Source organism: Bacillus sp. FAU18, from assembly GCF_056033885.1.
Genome location: NZ_JBVYHZ010000003.1, coordinates 1,910,224 through 1,929,563 on the forward strand (window position 1 = coordinate 1,910,224; position 19,340 = coordinate 1,929,563).

Consider the following 19,340-nt stretch of genomic DNA (forward strand, 5'->3'; position numbering starts at 1 on the left):
GAATTTTACGGAGAGTTTCTTCATTCTTTTTGCTTATCATGTAGGTATGTAAAGTGAGGAGAGTGTAGAAATTGAAAAGTAAATTTCTTATTATAGCTTTGTGGTTTTTAGCCATTTATATAGCAAAGGAATATCATTTGCTGTCACTCGATATGGATGATTTACAGGAATTTATATCGTTGAACACAAAATACGCAATGCTGCTGTTTATTGCGCTCTGGATCATTAGACTTCTCTTTTTTATTCCAGGTGTGACTCTCATGTTTTTGGGGGGAGTATGCTTTGATCCGGTTGTGAGCTTTATATTGTCGATGGCTGGCATTTTTTTGAGCGAAACCTTGGTTTACGTTTTTTCAAGAATGTTTTCAAGCGGGAACATGATAAAGGATTTAGAACGTAAATATCCAGAGTTGAAAAAATTATTGGAGACTTACAATTATAAGTTTTTGGCGCTGGGGATGATTTGTCCAATAGCTCCAACAGATGTCGTTTGTTTTTTATCGGCAGCTGTAGGGATCAAGTATACCACTTACATTTTAACGGTTATCGTTACGAATATCCCTTTATTGATATTTTCCAGCTTCATTGTGATCAATTTTAGTGAGTCATTAATGGGAACTGTATTGGTTGTCGCATCATTTGTTTTGGTTTCTATTATATCCATTAAAATGTGGAACACCCTTAAGCATAAGCAGAGCACATAGAATGCCACGGGACTAACCATTTATAGCTTATAAGCACCTGTAGAGATTTAACTTCTTTCGGTATCCAATAATACCAAGGGTTAACTGCCCTTGGTATTATTTTCTGCTGCACATATATAAACCCTCCATTTTCGCTTGTAGATCCTTTTTTATTTTTGTATTTTAGGTTGAATGATCACCAGAAGAAAAATGAACGCATGATCTGAAAAGCTGTTTTGTCGCAAAATAAATACCACCCCGATGATCAACGATAACAATCCCGCTACTATGGTATATTGTGTGTCTGATTTTGATTACTGTATATAAGCGTTTTTTAATAAATGCTCTTTCATTTTTTGTATAGCCTTCGCTTCGTCAGATCCATTTGCGTGTATATATATTTTGGTTCCGGGCTTAATTCCTAAATCCATAATGTCCATTATGGATTTGGGTGATTGTTTGAGGTTAACAGTTTTCCCTTGGTATTCAAGAAAAATGTCTGATGTAAACCGATGAGCTATACTGACTAACAGGGTAGCCGGTCTCGCAAACCCTGTTTCCTTAATGATCGTAAATTGTCTTTTAATCATTCTTCACCTCATTACATTCTGCCTCTTGACGGATTTATAGTTGGGTTGCAGATCAAATTTGAATTTAGAGTACCTTTAGGATATAAGCGGTCTAATTTCATCATTTTCTCTGCATTTTGAAATAACACTCTTTCTTTGTGTTTACAAAATAATTCTCAACTAACTAAAATGGACAATGACTTCATTCGAGAAAAAAGCATGATTCACTAATCAACATTTGTTTATTATTGTAAATAAAAACATGGTGTGTACAATGGTTACATTCAGGCGATTTGTTGATTATTCAACATTCCACTCTAAATTGTTGATTATCTTAAGAAAGTTTGGTGAAAAGCTATGTCCAAAGTGGATAGAAGAATAACCAAAAGCCAAGAGGCTATTAAAAGAGCTCTGATTGAGCTGATGACTGAAAAAAGTTTTGATCATATTACGATTAAGGAAATTTCCGAAAGGGCAAATGTAAACCGGGGAACAATCTATCTTCATTACTTAGATAAATTTGATCTATTAGAAAAAATTATGGAAGAGCATATAAACAATATGGGGGATTTTTGTGAGTCGGCAGCTGAAATGGACTGGATTGAATCGACTGTACACTGCATGGAATACCTTGAGAGTAATTATTTATTCTTTTCGACGATGTTAGCCAGTGAAGGCGCTCGATATTTTCGCAGTCAGTTCCTTAAGTTTAATATCGAAGAGTTCAGGAAAGATGTAGATGTAACGAAAGGCAAGAATTACGGCCAAAGTGAAGATGTCATTGTTGAATTTATAGCAAATGCTTACGTAGGGGTAGTGGAGTGGTGGCTAAAAAATGAAATGCCTTATCCGCCTCGTGTCATGGCAGAAAAAGTGGGGGATTTACTAGAGCGGATTTTATAATGGCGGCAGGTAAATGAGTGTTGCGAATGTTAGGAATAAGAAGGTGACTTATTTGTCTAAGCGGGAGATTCAAGTCTCCTCGATCGCATACAAAAAACCAAGGGTTGCTGGCCCTTGGTTTTTTATACCTTCATGCATTTTTGAAGTTTATGCTTAAAGGTCTGCCTTACTTTGCAAATCGCCGAGCTGCTGCAACGCACATGATAACGGCGATATTCACTGCTACGAGTGCCCAGCCCACTTTCTCGTGCAGAATCACTGAGGCAAGCAGCAGCCCAAAAAAAGGCTGGAGAAGCTGGAGCTGCCCAACCGCCGCAATTCCTCCTTGGGCAAGACCTCGATACCAGAACACAAAGCCGATCAGCATGCTGAATAAGGATACATATGCAAGACTGAGCAGTGCGGGAACGCCGATGTCCGACCATGAGTCCGGCGTAAAAAAGAACGACAATGGCAGCATAAGAGGAAGCGACAGAACGAGTGCCCATGAGATTACCTGCCAATTCCCCAGACGCCGTGAAAGCCTTGCCCCTTCTGCATAACCGAGACCGCATACGACAATAGAAGCCAGCATGTACGCGTCGCCAAGCGGGGATGAACCTCCCCCCTGAATGAGGGCAAAACCTGCTACTAACAAGCTGCCAACGGTTGAGAAAATCCAGAAGACGGGGCGAGGGCGTTCACCACCGCGCAGTACGCCGAAGACTGCCGTTGCAAGCGGAAGAAGTCCAATGAAGACAATGGCGTGTGCGGATGTGACATGCTGAAGCGCTAAAGCTGTCAGCAACGGGAAACCAATCACTACGCCAAACGCTACCACTAATAATGAAATGAGGTCTCTTTTGGCAGGATGCTGCTGCCGGAAGATGAGAAGGAGACCTCCCGCCAGTACACCAGCTATCGCAGCGCGGCATACGGTGAGGAACAGCGGATCGAAGTCCGACACAGCCAAACGGGTCGCAGGCAGCGAGCCGCTGAAAATGAGTATGCCTATAAAACCATTTATCCAGCCATTTGTTCGTTTGTTCATTACAATCACTCCACATATCTTTCTTGTTCATTGTCTGTATTTTCTTAACAAAACCATTAGCTAAGGATTACAATGACTATAAACTGGAATTGGCCTTTTATAAACAGCCAGTTTTCATAAAAAAATGCATACCAGTTAGGAGAACAACGCGCAAATGGATATCACGCCTTTTTTGAATAGAAATCTGGATATTCCGCTTTATCAGCAGCTTTACCGATATTTTAAAGAAAACATGCATCGGGGCCGTATTCAAAAAGGAATGAAGCTTCCTTCAAAAAGACTCCTGGCGAATCAGCTTTCCATCAGCCAAACGACTGTAGAACGTGCCTATGAACAGCTCGCTGCTGAGGGCTATATTGTGAGCAAGCCAAGAAGCGGGTGGTTTGCTGATTATCATGATTCTGATTTGAATGCCAAGCACAACACCCATTCAACAAGAAGCAGAAGAAAATAAACAATGGATTGATTTTCATTATGGGAATGTAGATTCTTCTTACTTCCCTTTTTCCGCATGGCGAAAAAGCATGGTCAATAGCTTAGACCAATATGGACACGAGCTTTATCGGCCGGGACATGTTTTAGGAGAGTTTGAGCTGAGAACACTCATTGCAGAGTACCTGTATCAATCTCGGGGTGTTCATTGCGGCCCTGAACAAGTGATTATAGGTGCTGGGAACCCTATTCTGCTGCAAATCTTGTGCCAAGTTTTTGAGCCGAATATTTCTATAGGGTATGAGGATCCTGGTTATCCAAGAGCACGCAAAATTTTTGAAGCCAATCGCATGAATATTGTTCCGATACCAGTCGATGAGGAAGGAATCTGTATACAGAAGATCAAAGAACAGCAGCCAAACCTTGTATATGTCACACCTTCCCATCAATTTACGCTGGGAACCATAATGACAATAAACAGAAGAATTCAGCTGCTCAAATGGGCGGCCGAAAATCAATCCTTTATCATAGAGGATGATTATGACGGGGAATTTAGGTACACAGGACAGCCGGTTCCTTCTCTGCAAGGGCTTGATCAGCATAACCGTGTCATTTATATGGGCACTTTTTCTAAGTCTCTATTGCCCTCGCTGCGTATCAGCTATATGATTCTTCCTTCACCTCTTTTAAAAAAGGGGCATGAAATCACGTCCTTATATAAGCAAACAGTGTCCTGCCACAGTCAGCTAACCCTAGCTGAATTTATAAAAAATGGAGAGTGGCAAAAACACATCAACAGAATGAGAAAACTTTACCGCAAAAAAAGAGCCATTGTATTAGAGGCAGTGCAAAGGGAATTAGGAGAGCATGTCAGAATTCGCGGAGAAAACTCTGGGCTTCGTATCTTACTTGACGTTTATTTGCCATTTGGTGAAAAAGAGTTAATTGAGAAGGCGAAAAAACATGGAGTAAAAATTTATCCTGTTTCTCTTTCTTATCAAAATCATCCTCCTACAAAAACGGTCTCGCTCGGGTTTGCAGGGGTTTCTGAATCCGACATAAGAGAAGGCATAAAAAAACTGAAGGCTGCCTGGAAGATATGAGGGAGCTTTCAGTTTAGCAAAACGGCCAAGTGAAGGAACTAAGTGTTGAGAGCTGTTCAATATTTTTTAAGTATATGATGAGTGCCAGCAGTCCAGCCCACGATATGTCTGTTTAGCGAAAAACAGAATTTTTTATTTGCTCATCACAGTGCTAAAATAAACAAAATAGACAATTGAAAAAATAGAGGTGTAAGAATGAAGTTAGATGAGTTTACAATTGGCCAGGTCTTCAAAACGAAATCATTAAAAGTATCAAAAGATGATATTATGCGGTTTGCGGGTGAATTTGACCCTCAGTATATGCATGTAGATGAAGAAAAAGCGAGTAAAGGCAGATTTAATGGAATTATCGCTTCCGGCATACAAACACTGGCCATATCTTTTAAACTTTGGATTGAAGAAGGTTTCTATGGAGACGATATTATAGCCGGAACAGAGATGAATCATATGACATTCATAAAACCCGTATATCCGGATGATGAATTGTTTATAATTGTTGAGGTTCTTGATAAGCAGCCAAAGAGAAATGAATTGGGAATACTCACTGTATTGCTATCTACTTATAATCAAAAAGAAGTAAAAGTGTTTGAAGGTGAGTTATCTGTATTGATCAAACGATAACTCAGAAAGCCCGCTTTGCGGGCTCGATTGAAGCAGATGGGTGAAAGATGTTAGCGAGTTTCATTTGAAAAATAAGAGGTTAAAACATCATAAACAATAGGCAAAGAAGTAAATCCCTCATCTTCTAGAAAATGACCTCCGTGCTGAACTTCATATAACGCAGCATCAATTTGTTGTGCCAGATCCTTGCTCCATGAAAATGGAACAATTTGATCATCCTTAGAAGCAATGACAGCACGGTGCTTCGCGGACTCGATGATTGTTTGATGATCAAACGATCCCTGTGTAAATTCATCTAGCATCTGTAAAGTGGGCAATGATTTGGCAAAGCCGGAAACAAGGATGATTCCGCCAAGCTGTTTTCGTAATTGAATATGTTCCAAAAATCTCAAAATGGCGGGGCACCCTAAGCTGTGCGCAACCAAATACGTATTTTCATGTAAAGTGTGCTGATATAAAGAGAGTGTCTCCAGCCAATCCTCAAGTCTTGGCTGGAGCGGATTAGGCATGTTTAAAATGTCTGTTTTGACCCCATCTGCGAGCAGACGTTTTTTCAGCCAAGGGAACCAATGATTTGTTGAGGAGGCTCTGTAGCCATGAATGATATAGACCTGTTTTTTCATTTTTTTTCTCCAAACGAAGTATTTTCATTCAGTATAAAATTCCTCTCATTGGGAAACAAGTACGCACTTTTTTGTAAGTAGCTTTTACTTATGAGGCATTCCTTGTGCCATTCCCCACTTACACATTTCATCTATAAGGGGATACAAAGACAGCCCTCTGTCAGATAACGAATACTCTACCTTCAGTGGGGTTTGAGAAACCTCAGACCGATGAATAAGGCCGTCAGTTTGCAATTCCTTAAGCTGTGCGCTTAACATTTTATGGGTGATGAAGGGCATAGCCCTTTTCAGCTCGCCGTATCTCATCGTTTTTTCACACCCTAACTCATAGAGTATTCTCATTTTCCATTTGCCCCCTATAAGAGACAAGGTGTATTCAAATGGGGCTTGTTTACTGCGGCACAAGCTATCCATGTAATCAAACCTCCTTTTTAAGGTATCATATCAGAATAATTCAGGATTTTCGGTGTTGAAGTTTGAGGGCGATTCACGATCTAAACTGAAAGGGGCCGCTTGCTCAACAGGCGGCACGGTACATGAATGTTCTAAGTCAAAGAGGGTTACCTTACTGATAATTACTTTATTTAAAAAAACGCATGTTTTTAGCTGAAAATATCTATTATGGTATATTTAAATATAACGAAATATTTGAGAAATGAGGAATGGTATGAATACACCCAAAAAACATAAGAAATTTAAAGCGAAAATGATTTTCCAAATCATCATGGTTATCATTGGAGGAATCATAGCGGCGTATGGACTAGAAACAGTGCTCATTCCAAACAGTGTATCTGATGGAGGGGTAACAGGTCTTAGCATCGTTAGTTCACAGCTATTCAACTTGCCGCTGGGGATTTTGATTGCTGTGATCAACATTCCATTTGTCTGGTTAGGATATAAGCAAATTGGCAAAAGCTTTGCGTTATTATCCATTATCGGAATCGTATCACTCGCCGCAGGTACAAGCTTTTTCCACCACACCCCGGCTATCTTAGAGGGAGATACCCTGTTAATTACCGTTGTTGGCGGGATTATCATTGGTTTCGGAATGGGGTTAGCGCTGCGTAATGGAGGCGCATTAGATGGAATTGATATGCTTGCTGTGCTGTTATCCCGAAAACTGCCGTTTGGTACGAGCGATCTTATTTTATTCTTAAACCTTTTTGTGTTTATTTTTGTTTCCATAGTATTTGGTTTTCAAGGGGCATTGCTTTCAGTCATTGCTTACTACATTGCATCCAAAGTCATTCATGTCGTTGAGGAAGGCTTAAGCGGTTCTAAAACGTTTCAAATTATTACTGCCGAACCTGAATTAATGGTAGAGACCATACGTGATCAATTAGGCCGAAGCGCCACATATAAAGAAGCTTACGGGGGTTTTTCCCACGAGAAATTTAAAGAAATCACATGTGTCATCAACCGTTTAGAAGAAACCAAACTAAAGGAAATTATTAATGATATTGATAAATCCGCCTTTGTCACCGTATATGACGTAGCTGAAGTGAAGGGCAGCAATTTTAGAAATCTTAATCATCATTAAAAAATAGAATGACCTTTTTAACGGTAACTGACATGCCGCCGGTAAATGTAATCAAAAACACTTTTTGAGGGCTTGTGGGTGTCAGCGGTGAAGGTCTGAATCACAGAAATACCAAGGGCGTCAAAACCCTTGGTATTTTTTCTGGTTATTAGATTTTATCTTCGGCTTTACGTGCTGCTTCGAGCTTATCAATCCTGTCTTTATATTTTTCTCCCCAGTCCTTCATGTGCAGGATAACAGGTTCTAATGTTCTTCCAAACTCAGTTAAAGAGTATTCGACTTTTGGAGGGACCTGTTTATAAACCTCGCGGTGAATCACGCCATCCCGTTCCAATTCTCTTAATTGTAGCGTGAGCATACGCTGGGTAATTTTTGGGTATAGTTTTCGAAACTCATTAAACCTCTTTTTACCGTCAATGAGATGATAAAGAAGAATGCCTTTCCACTTACCTCCGATGATATCTAATGTTGTCTCCACCGGACATCCTTCAAAGTCATCAGAAGAATAATCAATGCCGAGTTTACGATTTCTCAAGCTGTTCACTCCTAATAGTATACTTTTTGATACTATATACATTCAATGTGCGTACTTTTTGTATTTTAATATACATCATATAATGATGTCACATCAAAGGAATGAAAGGAATGGATCATATGAAAACACTCGTACTCGTTGTACATCCGAATATAGAATCCTCTCGTATCAATAAAAAGTGGAAAGAAGCCGTTTTAAGTGAACCAGATGTAACTGTCCATGATCTTTATGAAAAATATCGCGATCAACCAATTGATTTGGAATTTGAACAACAGCAGCTCCTCGCCCATGACCGTATTGTTTTTCAGTTTCCGTTATACTGGTACAGCAGTCCCCCGCTTTTAAAACAGTGGTTTGATGAAGTGTTTACGTTTGGCTGGGCTCATGGTCCCGGCGGAAATAAATTGAAGGGGAAAGAGTGGGTAACTGCCATGTCCATCGGTTCACCTGAACACTCTTATCAAGCCGGTGGATATAACTTGTTTTCGATAAGCGAGCTGACAAAACCGTTCCAAGCATCTGCCCATTTAGTAGGCATGACCTATCTGCCTTCCTTTGCCGAATATCGCGCCAATACAATCAGTGACCAAGAAATTACCGAAAGTGCGAGTCGGTATGTAAAGCATATTACAAATATAGAATTAAACCCGAAGGTTCGCCTGCAAAGATATTTGAAACAGCTGGAGGGTGTCGATTTAACATAAAGATTGATTTTGGAAAATCCTGTACTCACCAAGCAGGATTTTTTCTTGTTCAGCAGAGGGATTTTAACATATGGCGAAAAAAGAAGAAGCCACCAAAAATAAGCTATTTGCTTGGTCCTGACTGCTTATTTTTGGTGAATGATTTATTTCTCTGTGATGAAATAAAGCAAAGCGATGACCGGAAAAGCGATTCCAATCCATAATGCTGTACCCCATCCGCCTGAGGCATATGCCCATCCTCCAATTGATGACCCTATCGAACCGCCTAGAAAGAAGATCGCCATGAATAATCCGTTTAATCGACTGCGAATTTCAGGCGCCAACGAAAAAATGGCACGTTGACTGAGCACAAGGTTTGCAGATACACCCATATCTAACAGAATAGCTGCTGCCACTAGAACTGTTATACCGACGGGGGAGCTGCTCTGAATCATGAGCGGCAGTAATAAAGAGACAACGACAACACCGAGAGCGATTCCAGTGGCAAGCCTGGTTAAGCCTCGATCAGCCAGCCGGCCGCCTATTGGTGCAGCGACTGCACCCGCAATGCCCACCAATGCGTAGAGTGCTATTGCCTTCTGAGAAAAATGAAAATCAGGACCGGACAATAATAAAGGAACGGTAGTCCAGAACAAGCTGAAAGCTCCAAATACAAACGCATGATAGATGGCACGGCGGCGTAAGATTGGAGTCGTGCGCAGCAGCTTCCACATTGAACCGAGTAAGGCAGTATAGTTTGTATTTGCTGTTGGTTTTCTGGCAGGAAGCACTTTTGATAATACGATGGCCAGGATAACACTTACCACGGCGGACAAAGCGAATATTGCATTCCACCCCCAGATATCAGCGACTAGACTAGATATCGGACGGGAAAGCATAATACCGAGTAATAAGCCGCTCATGACATTGCCGACAACCCGGCCGCGTGCAGCGTCTGATGCAAGGTATGATGCAAATGGAACAAGCACTTGGGCTGCGATTGACCCCAATCCGACGAAAAACGCAGCTGCTAAAAACAGTGTTCCATGCTTCACAAATGCTGTTAGTGTCAAAGCCGCTGCGCTTAGAAGGAGCGATACAACAATAAGTTTTTTGTTTTCGATGATATCTCCTAAAGGGACAAGAAATAGTAAGCCGGCAACGTATCCGATTTGGGTGAGTGTAACAATCAATCCAGCACTGCTTGGAGAAAGTCCAATTGCCTTACTAATTAATCCGACCAAGGGTTGTGCATAGTAAAGATTAGCAACAATGATACCGCATGCAGTTGCGAGAAGAAGGGTTAAACTGGGTGAAATCCTCTGACCTGCTTGTTTGTTACTATTAGCCATAAGAATGAACTCCTTTTTAAGTGGTTTTTTGAGTGTAATCATGAATTCTCTCAAGTTATTTTCTAAACTGAACGTTCAGTTTCGTTGATTAAGGAAAATAATATACTAAACGTTCAGTTTTGTAAATGGGTTTCTGTTTACTTTTTTTATTCAAGTTAAGTATACTGAACGTATAGTTTATATTTCGGGAAGGAATGATTCATGTGCAGAGTAAACGAGGGCGGCCGCGTGATGAAGGAACGCATAAGGCGATTCTCTCTGCAGCCTATGGCCTATTGCTGGAAAAAGGCTTTGATGCGGTGACAGTCGATAAAATTGCAGAGCGTGCGAAAGTGAGTAAAGCAACGATTTATAAATGGTGGTCTAACAAAGCTGCCGTTATCATGGACAGCTTTCTTTCGACCGCGACGGACAGGCTGCCTGTGCCTGATACAGGGTCGTCAGTACAAGATATAGTAACCCACGCCACGAATTTAGCTAGGTTTTTGACAAGCAGGGAAGGAACCGTTATTAAGGAATTAATAGGTGCAGGGCAGTTGGATGAAAAATTGGCAGAAGAATATCGCACACGATTTTTCCAGCCTCGCCGCCTCCAAGCGAAAGGCCTTCTAGAAAAGGGAATTCAGAAAGGTGAATTGAGAGAGAATCTTGATATTGAAGTAAGCATAGATCTCATTTACGGACCAATTTTCTACCGTCTGCTTATAACAGGGGATGAGGTGAATGATTCCTATGTGCATGATTTGGTGATGAATGCGTTTAAGGGAGTTCAAGCTACCTCTGCTACAGAGAGTATGTAGCTGATAAGAACTGCAAAAGCTACGGATTATATGGCAAATTGGTTCCATCGTACAGTGAAATATAAGATTTTTGTTGCTGAGCGGAATCATCGAGGGAACTCTTATCGGATGTCGAAAAAGAAGTCATTCAATCGTGAATACATAACATCATATTATTACATTCCTTTTCATCGATTGGAACAAGGGTTCTATACTTCAATGGAATATCGCAAAGTTGGAGTATTTAAAGAACAGGGGAAAATCGATGGCCATTATGTAGGTGTCATGGCAATGGAAAAAATACTTGCAATGTAAACAGGCCTCTAAAGAGACCTGTTTTTTAATATCCAAAAGATTGTCTATTTTCATCTTGGGCTCTATGACCACTCCCATAACTGAAATAGTCTAATATTTATACCAGACTGAATTATGATTGAAAACACCCGGAATCCCATAATAAACTTGATTAAAATAGAAACGCATTCTTTAAAAATGGAGCAGCTTCGACAATGGATAAAGGCAAATAAGGCAGAGTTCTCATAAAGAGATTGATATTCATTGAATCAAAAATATTTGATATTCCAAATATAAGGGATTGTTTATATAAATAAAAGTTTATATAATGACGGGGGCGCTAAGGAAACGCGGGGAGCGACTCAGGTTTTCGTTTCGAAGTTTTGATTCTTAAGAGCGCTACATATGGAAACGTAAAGGGGAATGTATAATCATTTGGCGTGTATATAACGATTTGCTTATATATTGATTTGGGAAGGAGGAGCCATATGACGATTGATGTTGCGGCGATGACTCGCTGTTTAAAAACACTTAGTGATCAAACTAGGCTTATAATGATGAGATTATTTCTTGAAAAAGAATATTGTGTCTGTCAATTGGTTGATATGTTCGAAATGAGCCAGCCCGCCATAAGCCAGCATTTGCGTAAATTAAAAAACGCAGGGTTTGTGAATGAGGACAGAAGAGGCCAATGGCGTTATTATTCAATAAATGGTTCCTGTCCTGAGTTTGATACATTGCAATTGATCTTACATCAAATCGATCAGGAGGATGAATTGTTAAACCATATCAAACAAAAGAAAACTCAAGCGTGTTGCCAGTAAGGAGGCATTAGATTGACATCAATGATTTTGGCAGTATTCATCTTTTTATTAACTCTAGTATTGGTCATATGGCAGCCCAAAAATTTATCTATAGGGTGGTCAGCCTGTGGAGGCGCAGTTTTAGCTCTAATAGCAGGTGTTGTCAATTTTCATGATGTGTTAACTGTGACAGGGATTGTTTGGAATGCGACCTTGGCTTTTGTGGCCATCATACTGATATCGTTAATTCTTGATAATATCGGTTTCTTTGAATGGGCAGCGCTTCATATGGCGAAGGCTGCAAAAGGAAACGGTGTGCGGATGTTCGTTTATGTATCTCTATTAGGAGCTATCGTCGCCGCGTTATTTGCAAATGACGGTGCAGCTCTTATATTGACACCAATCGTATTAGCGATGGTCAGAGCATTACATTTTAATGAAAAATTAGTTTTTCCTTTTATCATTGCCAGCGGATTTATTGCGGATACCACTTCGCTTCCTTTAGTAGTGAGCAATTTGGTCAACATTGTTTCAGCGGACTATTTTCATATTACGTTTATTGATTATGCATCCAGAATGGTTGTCCCGTACCTGTTTTCGCTGCTGGCGAGCATCATTGTACTTTACCTTTTCTTTAGAAAAAGCATACCAAAACGCTATGATCTGACTGAGGTTAAAAAACCTGTTGAAGCAATTAAAGATCCAAACATGTTCAGACTGTCATGGTATATCTTAGGGCTGCTGTTAATTGGATATTTTGCAAGTGAATTTTTTTCTATCCCTGTATCATTGGTAGCGGGCAGCATTGCGGTCATTTTCTTAATCGCTGCGCAAAAGAGTCCGGCCGTCCATACAAAGAAAGTGGTGAAAGAGGCGCCATGGGCTATCGTATTCTTTTCAATTGGCATGTATGTTGTTGTGTATGGTGTCCGAAATGCAGGATTAACGGATATCCTTTCAGATGTGATTCAAGCCGCAGCTGATCAAGGATTGTTTGCAGGTACGATTGGAATGGGCTTTATCGCGGCAATTCTTTCTTCCGTTATGAATAACCTGCCGACTGTCATGATTGACGCATTAGCTATTGCCGGTACAGATACACATGGGATGATGAGAGAAGCGCTCATATATGCAAATGTCATCGGTTCAGATTTAGGACCTAAAATAACACCGATTGGTTCCTTGGCGACATTATTATGGCTTCATGTTCTTTCGCACAAAGGTATGAAAATTTCCTGGGGCACGTATTTTAAAACAGGAATTATCCTCACGATACCCACTTTATTGATCACACTTGTCGGCCTGTATATTTGGCTGCTGATAATCCATTCTTGTTTCTAAAAGGACAAGGTCACTATATCAAGGAAAACAATGCACAGGTAACTCTTGCCGCAGCCAAATGGCTGAAGAGTGGGGGGGAAATACCTTGGAGACAAGTGGAATGTGTACAGCGCAGGAATCGAAGTTCATGGATGACATCGAATGCTGTCAAAGCAATGAAAGAAGCAGGGATTGATATTTCAAATCAAACATCGGATAAATTTGATGATCCGGCAAAAGCACACGGAACAGAAGAAGTGTTTCCAAAGGGTCCGTGCTGAAATTGGTGACCGTTTAAAACAGTTTGCTGTAACTGGGGAATAAAGAATCGATATACTCAGCGTTTTCTTGGGTTATATAATGCAATGTGTTGTTCAACAGGTGTCTGCGGGCTGAAGGCAGACACCTGTTTTTATTAGTATGAGATTTGTAACAGGGAAGTTATTTAGCTGGTGACAGAGGAAAATTGATTTTGTGAACAGAATCATGAAGGAGACGGTGTTTTAAAGGAGTTGTCTGTTTTGCAGGAATTAACAAAAGAAAAATACAGTAGCTTAAAAACAATGTTTGATGACAAATATTGTCCCACATTTGTCTATTCAATATTAGACCAAACCATTCCGGGAGCTGTTTATGCAGATGATCAAACCTTTCCTAAATCGTTTTTTATAGGAACTGAATCAGGCATTTATTTTATTGCGGGAGACCAAGGGAATCGGGATTTTCATGATTTCATTGCAGGATATTATGAAGAACAAGTGAAATCATCAAAACGATTTACCTTGTTTTCTTCCAGTGATACATGGGATAGCGTACTGAAACCCATACTGAAAGATGACTTAAACCAAATGAGAAGAGCTGCATTTTCTTATCAACCAAAATCTTTCAAAAAGACTTTGCAACTGCCAAAGGGTCTTGTATTGAAAAGAATAGACGAAGACATCATTTCACACAGCACAGCGTTTAACAGCGCGTATTATGAGGAGTAATGGGATTCTGTCTCACAGTTTGCTTCAAAAGGTTTTGGATTTGCCGTATTACATGGCAATCATGTAGTAAGTGAGTGTACCTCTATATTTTTAGGGCATAATCGAGCGGAAATGGATATCTATACACTTGAGGAATATAGAGGACTGGGGTTAGCTTATTGCGTAGCAAATAGGTTTATAGTGTTTTGTATGGAAAATGGGATTGTTCCTAGCTGGGATTGTGATATTTGCAACAATTCTTCCATTGCATTAGCAGCTAAACTAGGGTTTAAGAAAATAATCGAATACTCTCTTTTTTATTCCGGGAAATCATAAAAAAGAGAAGAGGCAAGAACTCTTCTCTTTACATGAGTAAGCGGTTGGTGAATACCGGTTTTTATTTTATTAAGAATCTAGATTTAATTGCTGGCGAAGTTTCTTCGATAAGTCCTTTCTCGTTTCATCAGTTACAACATGATACCATAAGTGATCTATCTTTTTATCCTCACCTTTTATTTCGATCTGTTTGACATGATGAACGGCTTCTTTATAAGAGCGTTGAATATCAATCATTTTATCAAGTGTTAAGTTTGTTTGTATATTTTTTTCTAAGGCAGCCAAAATTCCTTGATAGTTTTTTAAAGATTTTAATTGTGCTCCTTCGTGAATAATTTGGTTAATGATTTCTCGCTGCCGCTGCTGCCGCCCAAAATCACCGCGAGGATCTTCTTTTCTCATCCGTGCGTATTTAAGGGCAACCTTTCCATCCAGGTGCTGTTCCCCTTTTGGTATATGCACCCCTTCAAGGGTAAAAGGGAAATCATTATTCACTGTGATTCCGCCAATCTCATCTACAATATCTTTAAACCCTTCCATATTGACTTTGATATAATAATTGATTGGAATGTTTAAAAATTGTTCAACGGTTTGAACGGCACCTTCAATACCCTCATAAGTATATGCTGCGTTCATTTTAATATTGGTATTCTTTGATCGCATAAATACTCTGGTATCACGCGGTATACTTACCATCGTCGATGTTTTCGTCTCTGGATTTAAAGTCAGTACGATCATCGAATCAGGTCGTCCTTTATCACCGGGGCGCTCATCTACTCCCAGCAAAAGAATCGATATAGGATCATGTCCAAGACTAGCATCTTGTTGCTTAGAATCTCTTTGCAGAGGTTCATACATATGGTTGACCGATTTTGCTACGTTTCGGTAAATACTATAGCAGGTCAGGCCTCCAATGGTTAACAAGAGGGCTAGAACAAACAATAAAATACTCTGCATTTTCAGTTTCCTTCTCCCGATTTTCACTATCAAATTCCTTTCTGATCAAGTTGAATATTTATATGTTGTACTGGTTCTTAACGGTTCTCTAATAAATAATTCTTTTATCTCCGTGATATTTTGTAGTTCATATAAGATACTTTAAATTTATACTTCAATTGAATCTGAATTGTACCGGTTTGATTGAATCATGAATTGCTTTCATTTCGTATCCACTTTCCCGGAAATATTTTAATAATTGTTCCAAATAGGCCGCGGTAGTCGGCTTTTCATGCATTAATACAATAAGCGGCTCTTTTCCTTCAAGGGTTTTGACTTGCTGAATGACACTCTTAACAAACTCTCCATGAGTGTACTTCCAGTCCTCTGAGTCAACTGTCCAATCCCACAGGTTAAAATGATCACGCTCCACAACATCTCTAAAAGGGCCAGTAATGTAAGGCTTTGACCCGTAAGGTGCTCTTATTAAATGCGTGTTGACTTTGGTTGTTTCTTTAATGTAGTTCAATGTATCGTTCATTTCTGCAGCAAAGCTTTCAGGGGATTTATAGATTTCGGAAACCTGGTGCGTCACGCCGTGAGACCCAACAGAATGACCGTTTTCCGCCATTTTTCTCACAATATTAGGATTTCGCTCGATATTTGGTTTTAACATAAAAAACGTTCCCTTTGCATTGTATTTATGAAGCAAATCCATAATTTTCTCTGAAGCAGCAGGGTTTGGTCCGTCATCAAATGTTAAATAAACGACCTTCCCGATTTCAGCAGGTTTTTTTTGTTCTTTTTTCTGTGCTGAATTTTTGTGTGTTTCTATATGCGCCTGCTCAGAAGCGTTTGTACTTTCTTTTATTGGTTCCTGCTTTGGGCCGGCAAGTGCCTTCCAGGAAATGCATAGTAACGTTACACCTAGAATAATCAATATCCCAAAACCTATTTTTCCTATTTGATTCAACTTACGATCCCTTCTTGGTGAATTTGACACTTTTTCCAACTCCTCAATTGTAGATATCAAAACTAGTTTTCTCGCGAACGAGTCACATAAATTAGAAGGACCAATGAAACTTTGGAGACAAAGCCCGGTAAAAATGATGCTCTTTTAATATAGATGAGAGTTATCGCAGAAGTTTGATCAACTTGTAAACAAAATGTCAACAAATGAAGGAATCATTGTTATGTAATATCTTGCAGGTATAAGAAAAAACCTTATTTCAATAGAAATAAGGTTTACTTGAAGGATATGATATAAGAGCGATCGTCAAAAAATTGGGCTGATGAGTTTTCCATAGAAATATACCGGTTTTGTTCATAAACGAGCAGGTTGCTGCCATCTGGACTCCAATATATTTCTGATGGGCTGGTGCCGTGGTATATAGGTTCTGCGTAGAGGACATTTTTCCCTTGCAGCTTTCCTGCATAAGTATTGTCCTTGTCATATAAAGAGTAAGCGATCTTCTTTCGATCATTAGATATGGTAAAAACAGCTACATTTTCGAGCAGAACAGAGAGCTCACTGTTTCTGAGGTCGTATTCGTATAAGGTTTCTCCGATACCTAAAAATACAAATTGGTCATTGTTTAACCAAACAGGTTCACCATAGGGGCTAATCTGCCGCTTATTTTGAATAGTGATGCTGTCACCGCTGATGGTCCCCGTCATAATGCGATATTGTTGCCCTTGTAACATGGTTAGCAGCAAACTACGTCCATCATTTGAAATGGAAACTGCCGTAAGCGAATCCTTTTCATCAACATTCTTCAATGGATACGTTTTGAGGGTTCCGGAATCTATGTTGAATACATTGACCGCAGTCTGGTCATTTTTTGTCGTGTCAATGACAAGATAACAAATGTATTTGCTATTATTTGACCATGAAATATCCTGTACAAAGGCATCCTTGCTAGAAGAAAAGCTGGCTACTTCCTTTTTGTTTCTGTTCGTCAGTGATATTAGATTTAGTGTTATCTTATTTGATGACATCGTTAATCCGGCGATACTTTTCCCGTCGGGAGACAACTTAAGGTTGGAAGTATTGCGGTCAATGCTCTGCAGAGTTTCAGGTTTTTCAAAAGGATAGGAGACATTCTGAAGATGCTGCGCTTTACCTTCCGTTGTGTCATTTCCTTTGAAAAAACCAACTACAGAGTTTGATGAAGACCAGCCAAGCAACTGGTCAGCTTGAGGGAGGCGATATATCTTCTTCACCTGAAAGGAGTCCGACTTCTGATCGTCATCAATCTGGCTCTCTTCCTTGTTTGGAATGATAATGGTTTCAGATCGCTTGCCCATATTATAGCTGGATACAAAAATCAAGGAAATCAATAATATCCCTGACAATATAATAAACCGTTTGTTCTTCATGATCATTTCTTAACCTTCATGTAAGCTAGTTCAATAGTGATGATTGTATGGTTTTCTTCGTAGAACATCTTGATTGTTCCTCCATGTTTTTCGACAATTGTTTTAACTATGCTTAACCCCAACCCTAAACTTCCTTCTTCCGTCACCTTTTGGTTTATTGAATAAAAAGGCTGAAACACTTTTGTGTATTGGTTGTCGTCATATGGATCACTTGGATTTTTGAACATAAAAAGAACCTGATCTCCCGTAACTTTAGCCTGAATCATGATTTCAGAATGAGATAAACTGTATTTGATCGCATTGTCCAAAAGATTAATAAAGAGTTGGCGCACTCTATTCTTTTGACCATACACATAGAGACTGTCTTCTATCTCATAGGTGATCTTCTTTTTATATCGTTCTGCACGAAATTTCATAGATTCGCATACATCTTTCAAAATCGTTCCTGCATCAATCCTATCGAATTGTTCTTTAGAGGTTTCTCTAGATACCTCAAGAAGTTTTATAACCAAATTGTGCAGACGCCGGCTTTCTTCAACAATATGATTCATTCCTTTATCAAAAAACGCCTGATCTGATTCCCCTTTTTGTTTTATGATTTCAGCATAGCCTTGAATAGAAGTCAGAGGTGTTTTCAGTTCATGGGTCATATTGTCAAAAAAACGTTTTTCCTGTTCATTAAGTTCCTTTAACCTGTCCCGATCTTTTTCGATAGTTGAAATTTGATCCCTAATTCTGGTGATCATATCATTGAAATTAACCGTAAGCTGGCCAATTTCATCTTTTCTAGAAAAATGGATATCCACATCCAGCTTTCCCTTTTTGACTTCTGAGGTGGCCTCTGTCAGCTTGACGATTGGAATCGTGATGTGTCTGGAGAGTATATAAGAGAAAAGAAACGCCGCCACAAATATCGCAAGAGCGATATAAAAAATAATATTTAAAATCTCTCCGCTTTGTTTGTAAAGCAAATTAAAATCTTTAGAAAAACGCAATATGCCAACTTTTGCACCATCAATGACAACTGGATAAGAAAAAAACACCTGTGCTTGATTTCGATCATAGGTGATATGATAAGCATTTTTTCCGTTAATTGCTTTTGCTAGGTCCTCGTCAATGCCTTGCGAAAACACTGTTTTATTAGAAGAAGACAACAAAGTGCCATCTACGGTATAAACGCCTACATTGCTTCCTGTTGAATGAGTTAAACTATCCACTATTTCATCGGCCATATCGCCGAAGTATAGTTCATTGTTTTTATAATGATTGATTAAAAATGCTTGATTGATATACATGATGCTGTTTTTTTTTAAGTCTATTAAATCTGAGGTCACAATTTTTTCATTGCTTGACCAAATGACACTTTTGACCGTTTGATTGAGCACTAGGAAAGAGAGAGAAAAAATCAGAAAAAAACCAATAATAAATTTACCCTTGATCGTCCGTAACAC

General features: G+C 39.4%; 18 protein-coding genes and 3 pseudogenes. 11 read left to right on the forward strand and 10 right to left on the reverse strand.

What is annotated here, in order from left to right; genetic code table 11:
- Nucleotides 1–71 precede the first annotated feature (71 nt).
- Complete coding sequence (locus tag AC0OMU_RS10215) at nt 72–704, forward strand: VTT domain-containing protein (protein ID WP_327844689.1); 633 nt, start codon at nt 72–74, stop codon at nt 702–704.
- 293 nt (nt 705–997) lie between these two features.
- Here AC0OMU_RS10215 and AC0OMU_RS10220 read toward each other — a convergent pair whose 3' ends face one another.
- Entirely contained in the window at nt 998–1,273 is a 276-nt protein-coding gene (locus AC0OMU_RS10220) for an HPr family phosphocarrier protein (protein ID WP_024572651.1), read from the reverse strand.
- 336 nt (nt 1,274–1,609) lie between these two features.
- Here AC0OMU_RS10220 and AC0OMU_RS10225 point away from each other — a divergent pair, with 336 nt between their 5' ends.
- Nucleotides 1,610–2,155: a TetR/AcrR family transcriptional regulator gene (locus tag AC0OMU_RS10225; protein ID WP_024572652.1), complete on the forward strand. Its 546-nt coding sequence runs from the start codon at nt 1,610–1,612 to the stop codon at nt 2,153–2,155.
- A 166-nt stretch (nt 2,156–2,321) separates the two neighbouring features.
- Here the strand turns inward: AC0OMU_RS10225 and AC0OMU_RS10230 are convergent, their stop codons facing one another.
- Nucleotides 2,322–3,185 (reverse strand): DMT family transporter, encoded by an 864-nt coding sequence (locus AC0OMU_RS10230; protein WP_474241148.1) that lies wholly within the window; start codon nt 3,183–3,185, stop codon nt 2,322–2,324.
- A 154-nt stretch (nt 3,186–3,339) separates the two neighbouring features.
- Between AC0OMU_RS10230 and pdxR the strand changes: the two are divergent.
- Both pdxR and AC0OMU_RS10240 read left to right on the forward strand, forming a co-directional pair.
- Nucleotides 3,340–4,720: pseudogene (gene pdxR, locus AC0OMU_RS10235) on the forward strand (MocR-like pyridoxine biosynthesis transcription factor PdxR).
- 195 nt (nt 4,721–4,915) lie between these two features.
- A complete protein-coding gene (locus tag AC0OMU_RS10240; RefSeq protein ID WP_474241149.1) occupies nt 4,916–5,341 on the forward strand; it encodes a MaoC family dehydratase in 426 nt (141 codons plus the stop codon).
- Nucleotides 5,342–5,391: 50 nt separating this feature from the next.
- On the opposite strand, the gene AC0OMU_RS10245 is transcribed toward AC0OMU_RS10240, so the two are convergent.
- Both AC0OMU_RS10245 and AC0OMU_RS10250 read right to left on the reverse strand, forming a co-directional pair.
- A complete protein-coding gene (locus AC0OMU_RS10245; RefSeq protein ID WP_474241150.1) occupies nt 5,392–5,964 on the reverse strand; it encodes an alpha/beta hydrolase in 573 nt (190 codons plus the stop codon).
- Nucleotides 5,965–6,048: 84 nt separating this feature from the next.
- Entirely contained in the window at nt 6,049–6,378 is a 330-nt protein-coding gene (locus tag AC0OMU_RS10250; RefSeq protein WP_474241151.1) for a winged helix-turn-helix transcriptional regulator, read from the reverse strand.
- Between the two features lie 253 nt (nt 6,379–6,631).
- Between AC0OMU_RS10250 and AC0OMU_RS10255 the strand changes: the two genes are divergently transcribed.
- Entirely contained in the window at nt 6,632–7,504 is an 873-nt protein-coding gene (locus AC0OMU_RS10255; RefSeq protein WP_015482848.1) for a YitT family protein, read from the forward strand.
- Nucleotides 7,505–7,652: 148 nt separating this feature from the next.
- Here the strand turns inward: AC0OMU_RS10255 and AC0OMU_RS10260 are convergent, their stop codons facing one another.
- Nucleotides 7,653–8,039: a winged helix-turn-helix transcriptional regulator gene (locus AC0OMU_RS10260; RefSeq protein ID WP_003242640.1), complete on the reverse strand. Its 387-nt coding sequence runs from the start codon at nt 8,037–8,039 to the stop codon at nt 7,653–7,655.
- A gap of 110 nt (nt 8,040–8,149) precedes the next feature.
- Here AC0OMU_RS10260 and AC0OMU_RS10265 point away from each other — a divergent pair, with 110 nt between their 5' ends.
- Nucleotides 8,150–8,743: an NAD(P)H-dependent oxidoreductase gene (locus AC0OMU_RS10265; RefSeq protein WP_474241152.1), complete on the forward strand. Its 594-nt coding sequence runs from the start codon at nt 8,150–8,152 to the stop codon at nt 8,741–8,743.
- Nucleotides 8,744–8,886: 143 nt separating this feature from the next.
- Here the strand turns inward: AC0OMU_RS10265 and AC0OMU_RS10270 are convergent, their stop codons facing one another.
- Nucleotides 8,887–10,074 carry an MFS transporter gene (locus AC0OMU_RS10270; protein ID WP_474241153.1) on the reverse strand — a complete coding sequence of 396 codons (1,188 nt, stop codon included), beginning with the start codon at nt 10,072–10,074 and terminating at the stop codon, nt 8,887–8,889.
- A gap of 203 nt (nt 10,075–10,277) precedes the next feature.
- Between AC0OMU_RS10270 and AC0OMU_RS10275 the strand changes: the two genes are divergently transcribed.
- The 5 genes and pseudogenes from AC0OMU_RS10275 (at nt 10,278) to AC0OMU_RS10295 (ending at nt 14,574) form a co-directional block, all read left to right on the forward strand.
- The gene (locus AC0OMU_RS10275) at nt 10,278–10,874 is read left to right on the forward strand and encodes a TetR/AcrR family transcriptional regulator (protein ID WP_020425115.1); all 597 of its coding nucleotides are present in this window, start codon (nt 10,278–10,280) and stop codon (nt 10,872–10,874) included.
- A gap of 761 nt (nt 10,875–11,635) precedes the next feature.
- Nucleotides 11,636–11,971 (forward strand): metal-responsive transcriptional regulator AseR, encoded by a 336-nt coding sequence (aseR, locus tag AC0OMU_RS10280; RefSeq protein ID WP_015482851.1) that lies wholly within the window; start codon nt 11,636–11,638, stop codon nt 11,969–11,971.
- Nucleotides 11,972–11,983: 12 nt separating this feature from the next.
- Nucleotides 11,984–13,291, forward strand: a complete 1,308-nt coding sequence (locus AC0OMU_RS10285; RefSeq protein WP_474241154.1) for an arsenic transporter — start codon at nt 11,984–11,986, stop codon at nt 13,289–13,291.
- A 58-nt stretch (nt 13,292–13,349) separates the two neighbouring features.
- Nucleotides 13,350–13,594: pseudogene (locus tag AC0OMU_RS10290) on the forward strand (low molecular weight phosphatase family protein).
- Nucleotides 13,595–13,782: 188 nt separating this feature from the next.
- Nucleotides 13,783–14,574 (forward strand): annotated as a pseudogene (locus tag AC0OMU_RS10295) (GNAT family N-acetyltransferase).
- A gap of 69 nt (nt 14,575–14,643) precedes the next feature.
- Here the strand turns inward: AC0OMU_RS10295 and AC0OMU_RS10300 are convergent.
- From AC0OMU_RS10300 to AC0OMU_RS10315, 4 genes are all read right to left on the reverse strand, one after another.
- Nucleotides 14,644–15,531 carry an LCP family glycopolymer transferase gene (locus AC0OMU_RS10300; protein ID WP_181218328.1) on the reverse strand — a complete coding sequence of 296 codons (888 nt, stop codon included), beginning with the start codon at nt 15,529–15,531 and terminating at the stop codon, nt 14,644–14,646.
- Between the two features lie 154 nt (nt 15,532–15,685).
- A complete protein-coding gene (locus AC0OMU_RS10305) occupies nt 15,686–16,513 on the reverse strand; it encodes a polysaccharide deacetylase family protein (RefSeq protein WP_181218331.1) in 828 nt (275 codons plus the stop codon).
- Nucleotides 16,514–16,755: 242 nt separating this feature from the next.
- Entirely contained in the window at nt 16,756–17,895 is a 1,140-nt protein-coding gene (locus AC0OMU_RS10310) for a WD40 repeat domain-containing protein (RefSeq protein ID WP_322840191.1), read from the reverse strand.
- Nucleotides 17,892–19,340 (reverse strand): HAMP domain-containing sensor histidine kinase, encoded by a 1,449-nt coding sequence (locus tag AC0OMU_RS10315; RefSeq protein ID WP_015482855.1) that lies wholly within the window; start codon nt 19,338–19,340, stop codon nt 17,892–17,894. Before AC0OMU_RS10315 ends, AC0OMU_RS10310 begins: the two co-directional genes overlap by 4 nt.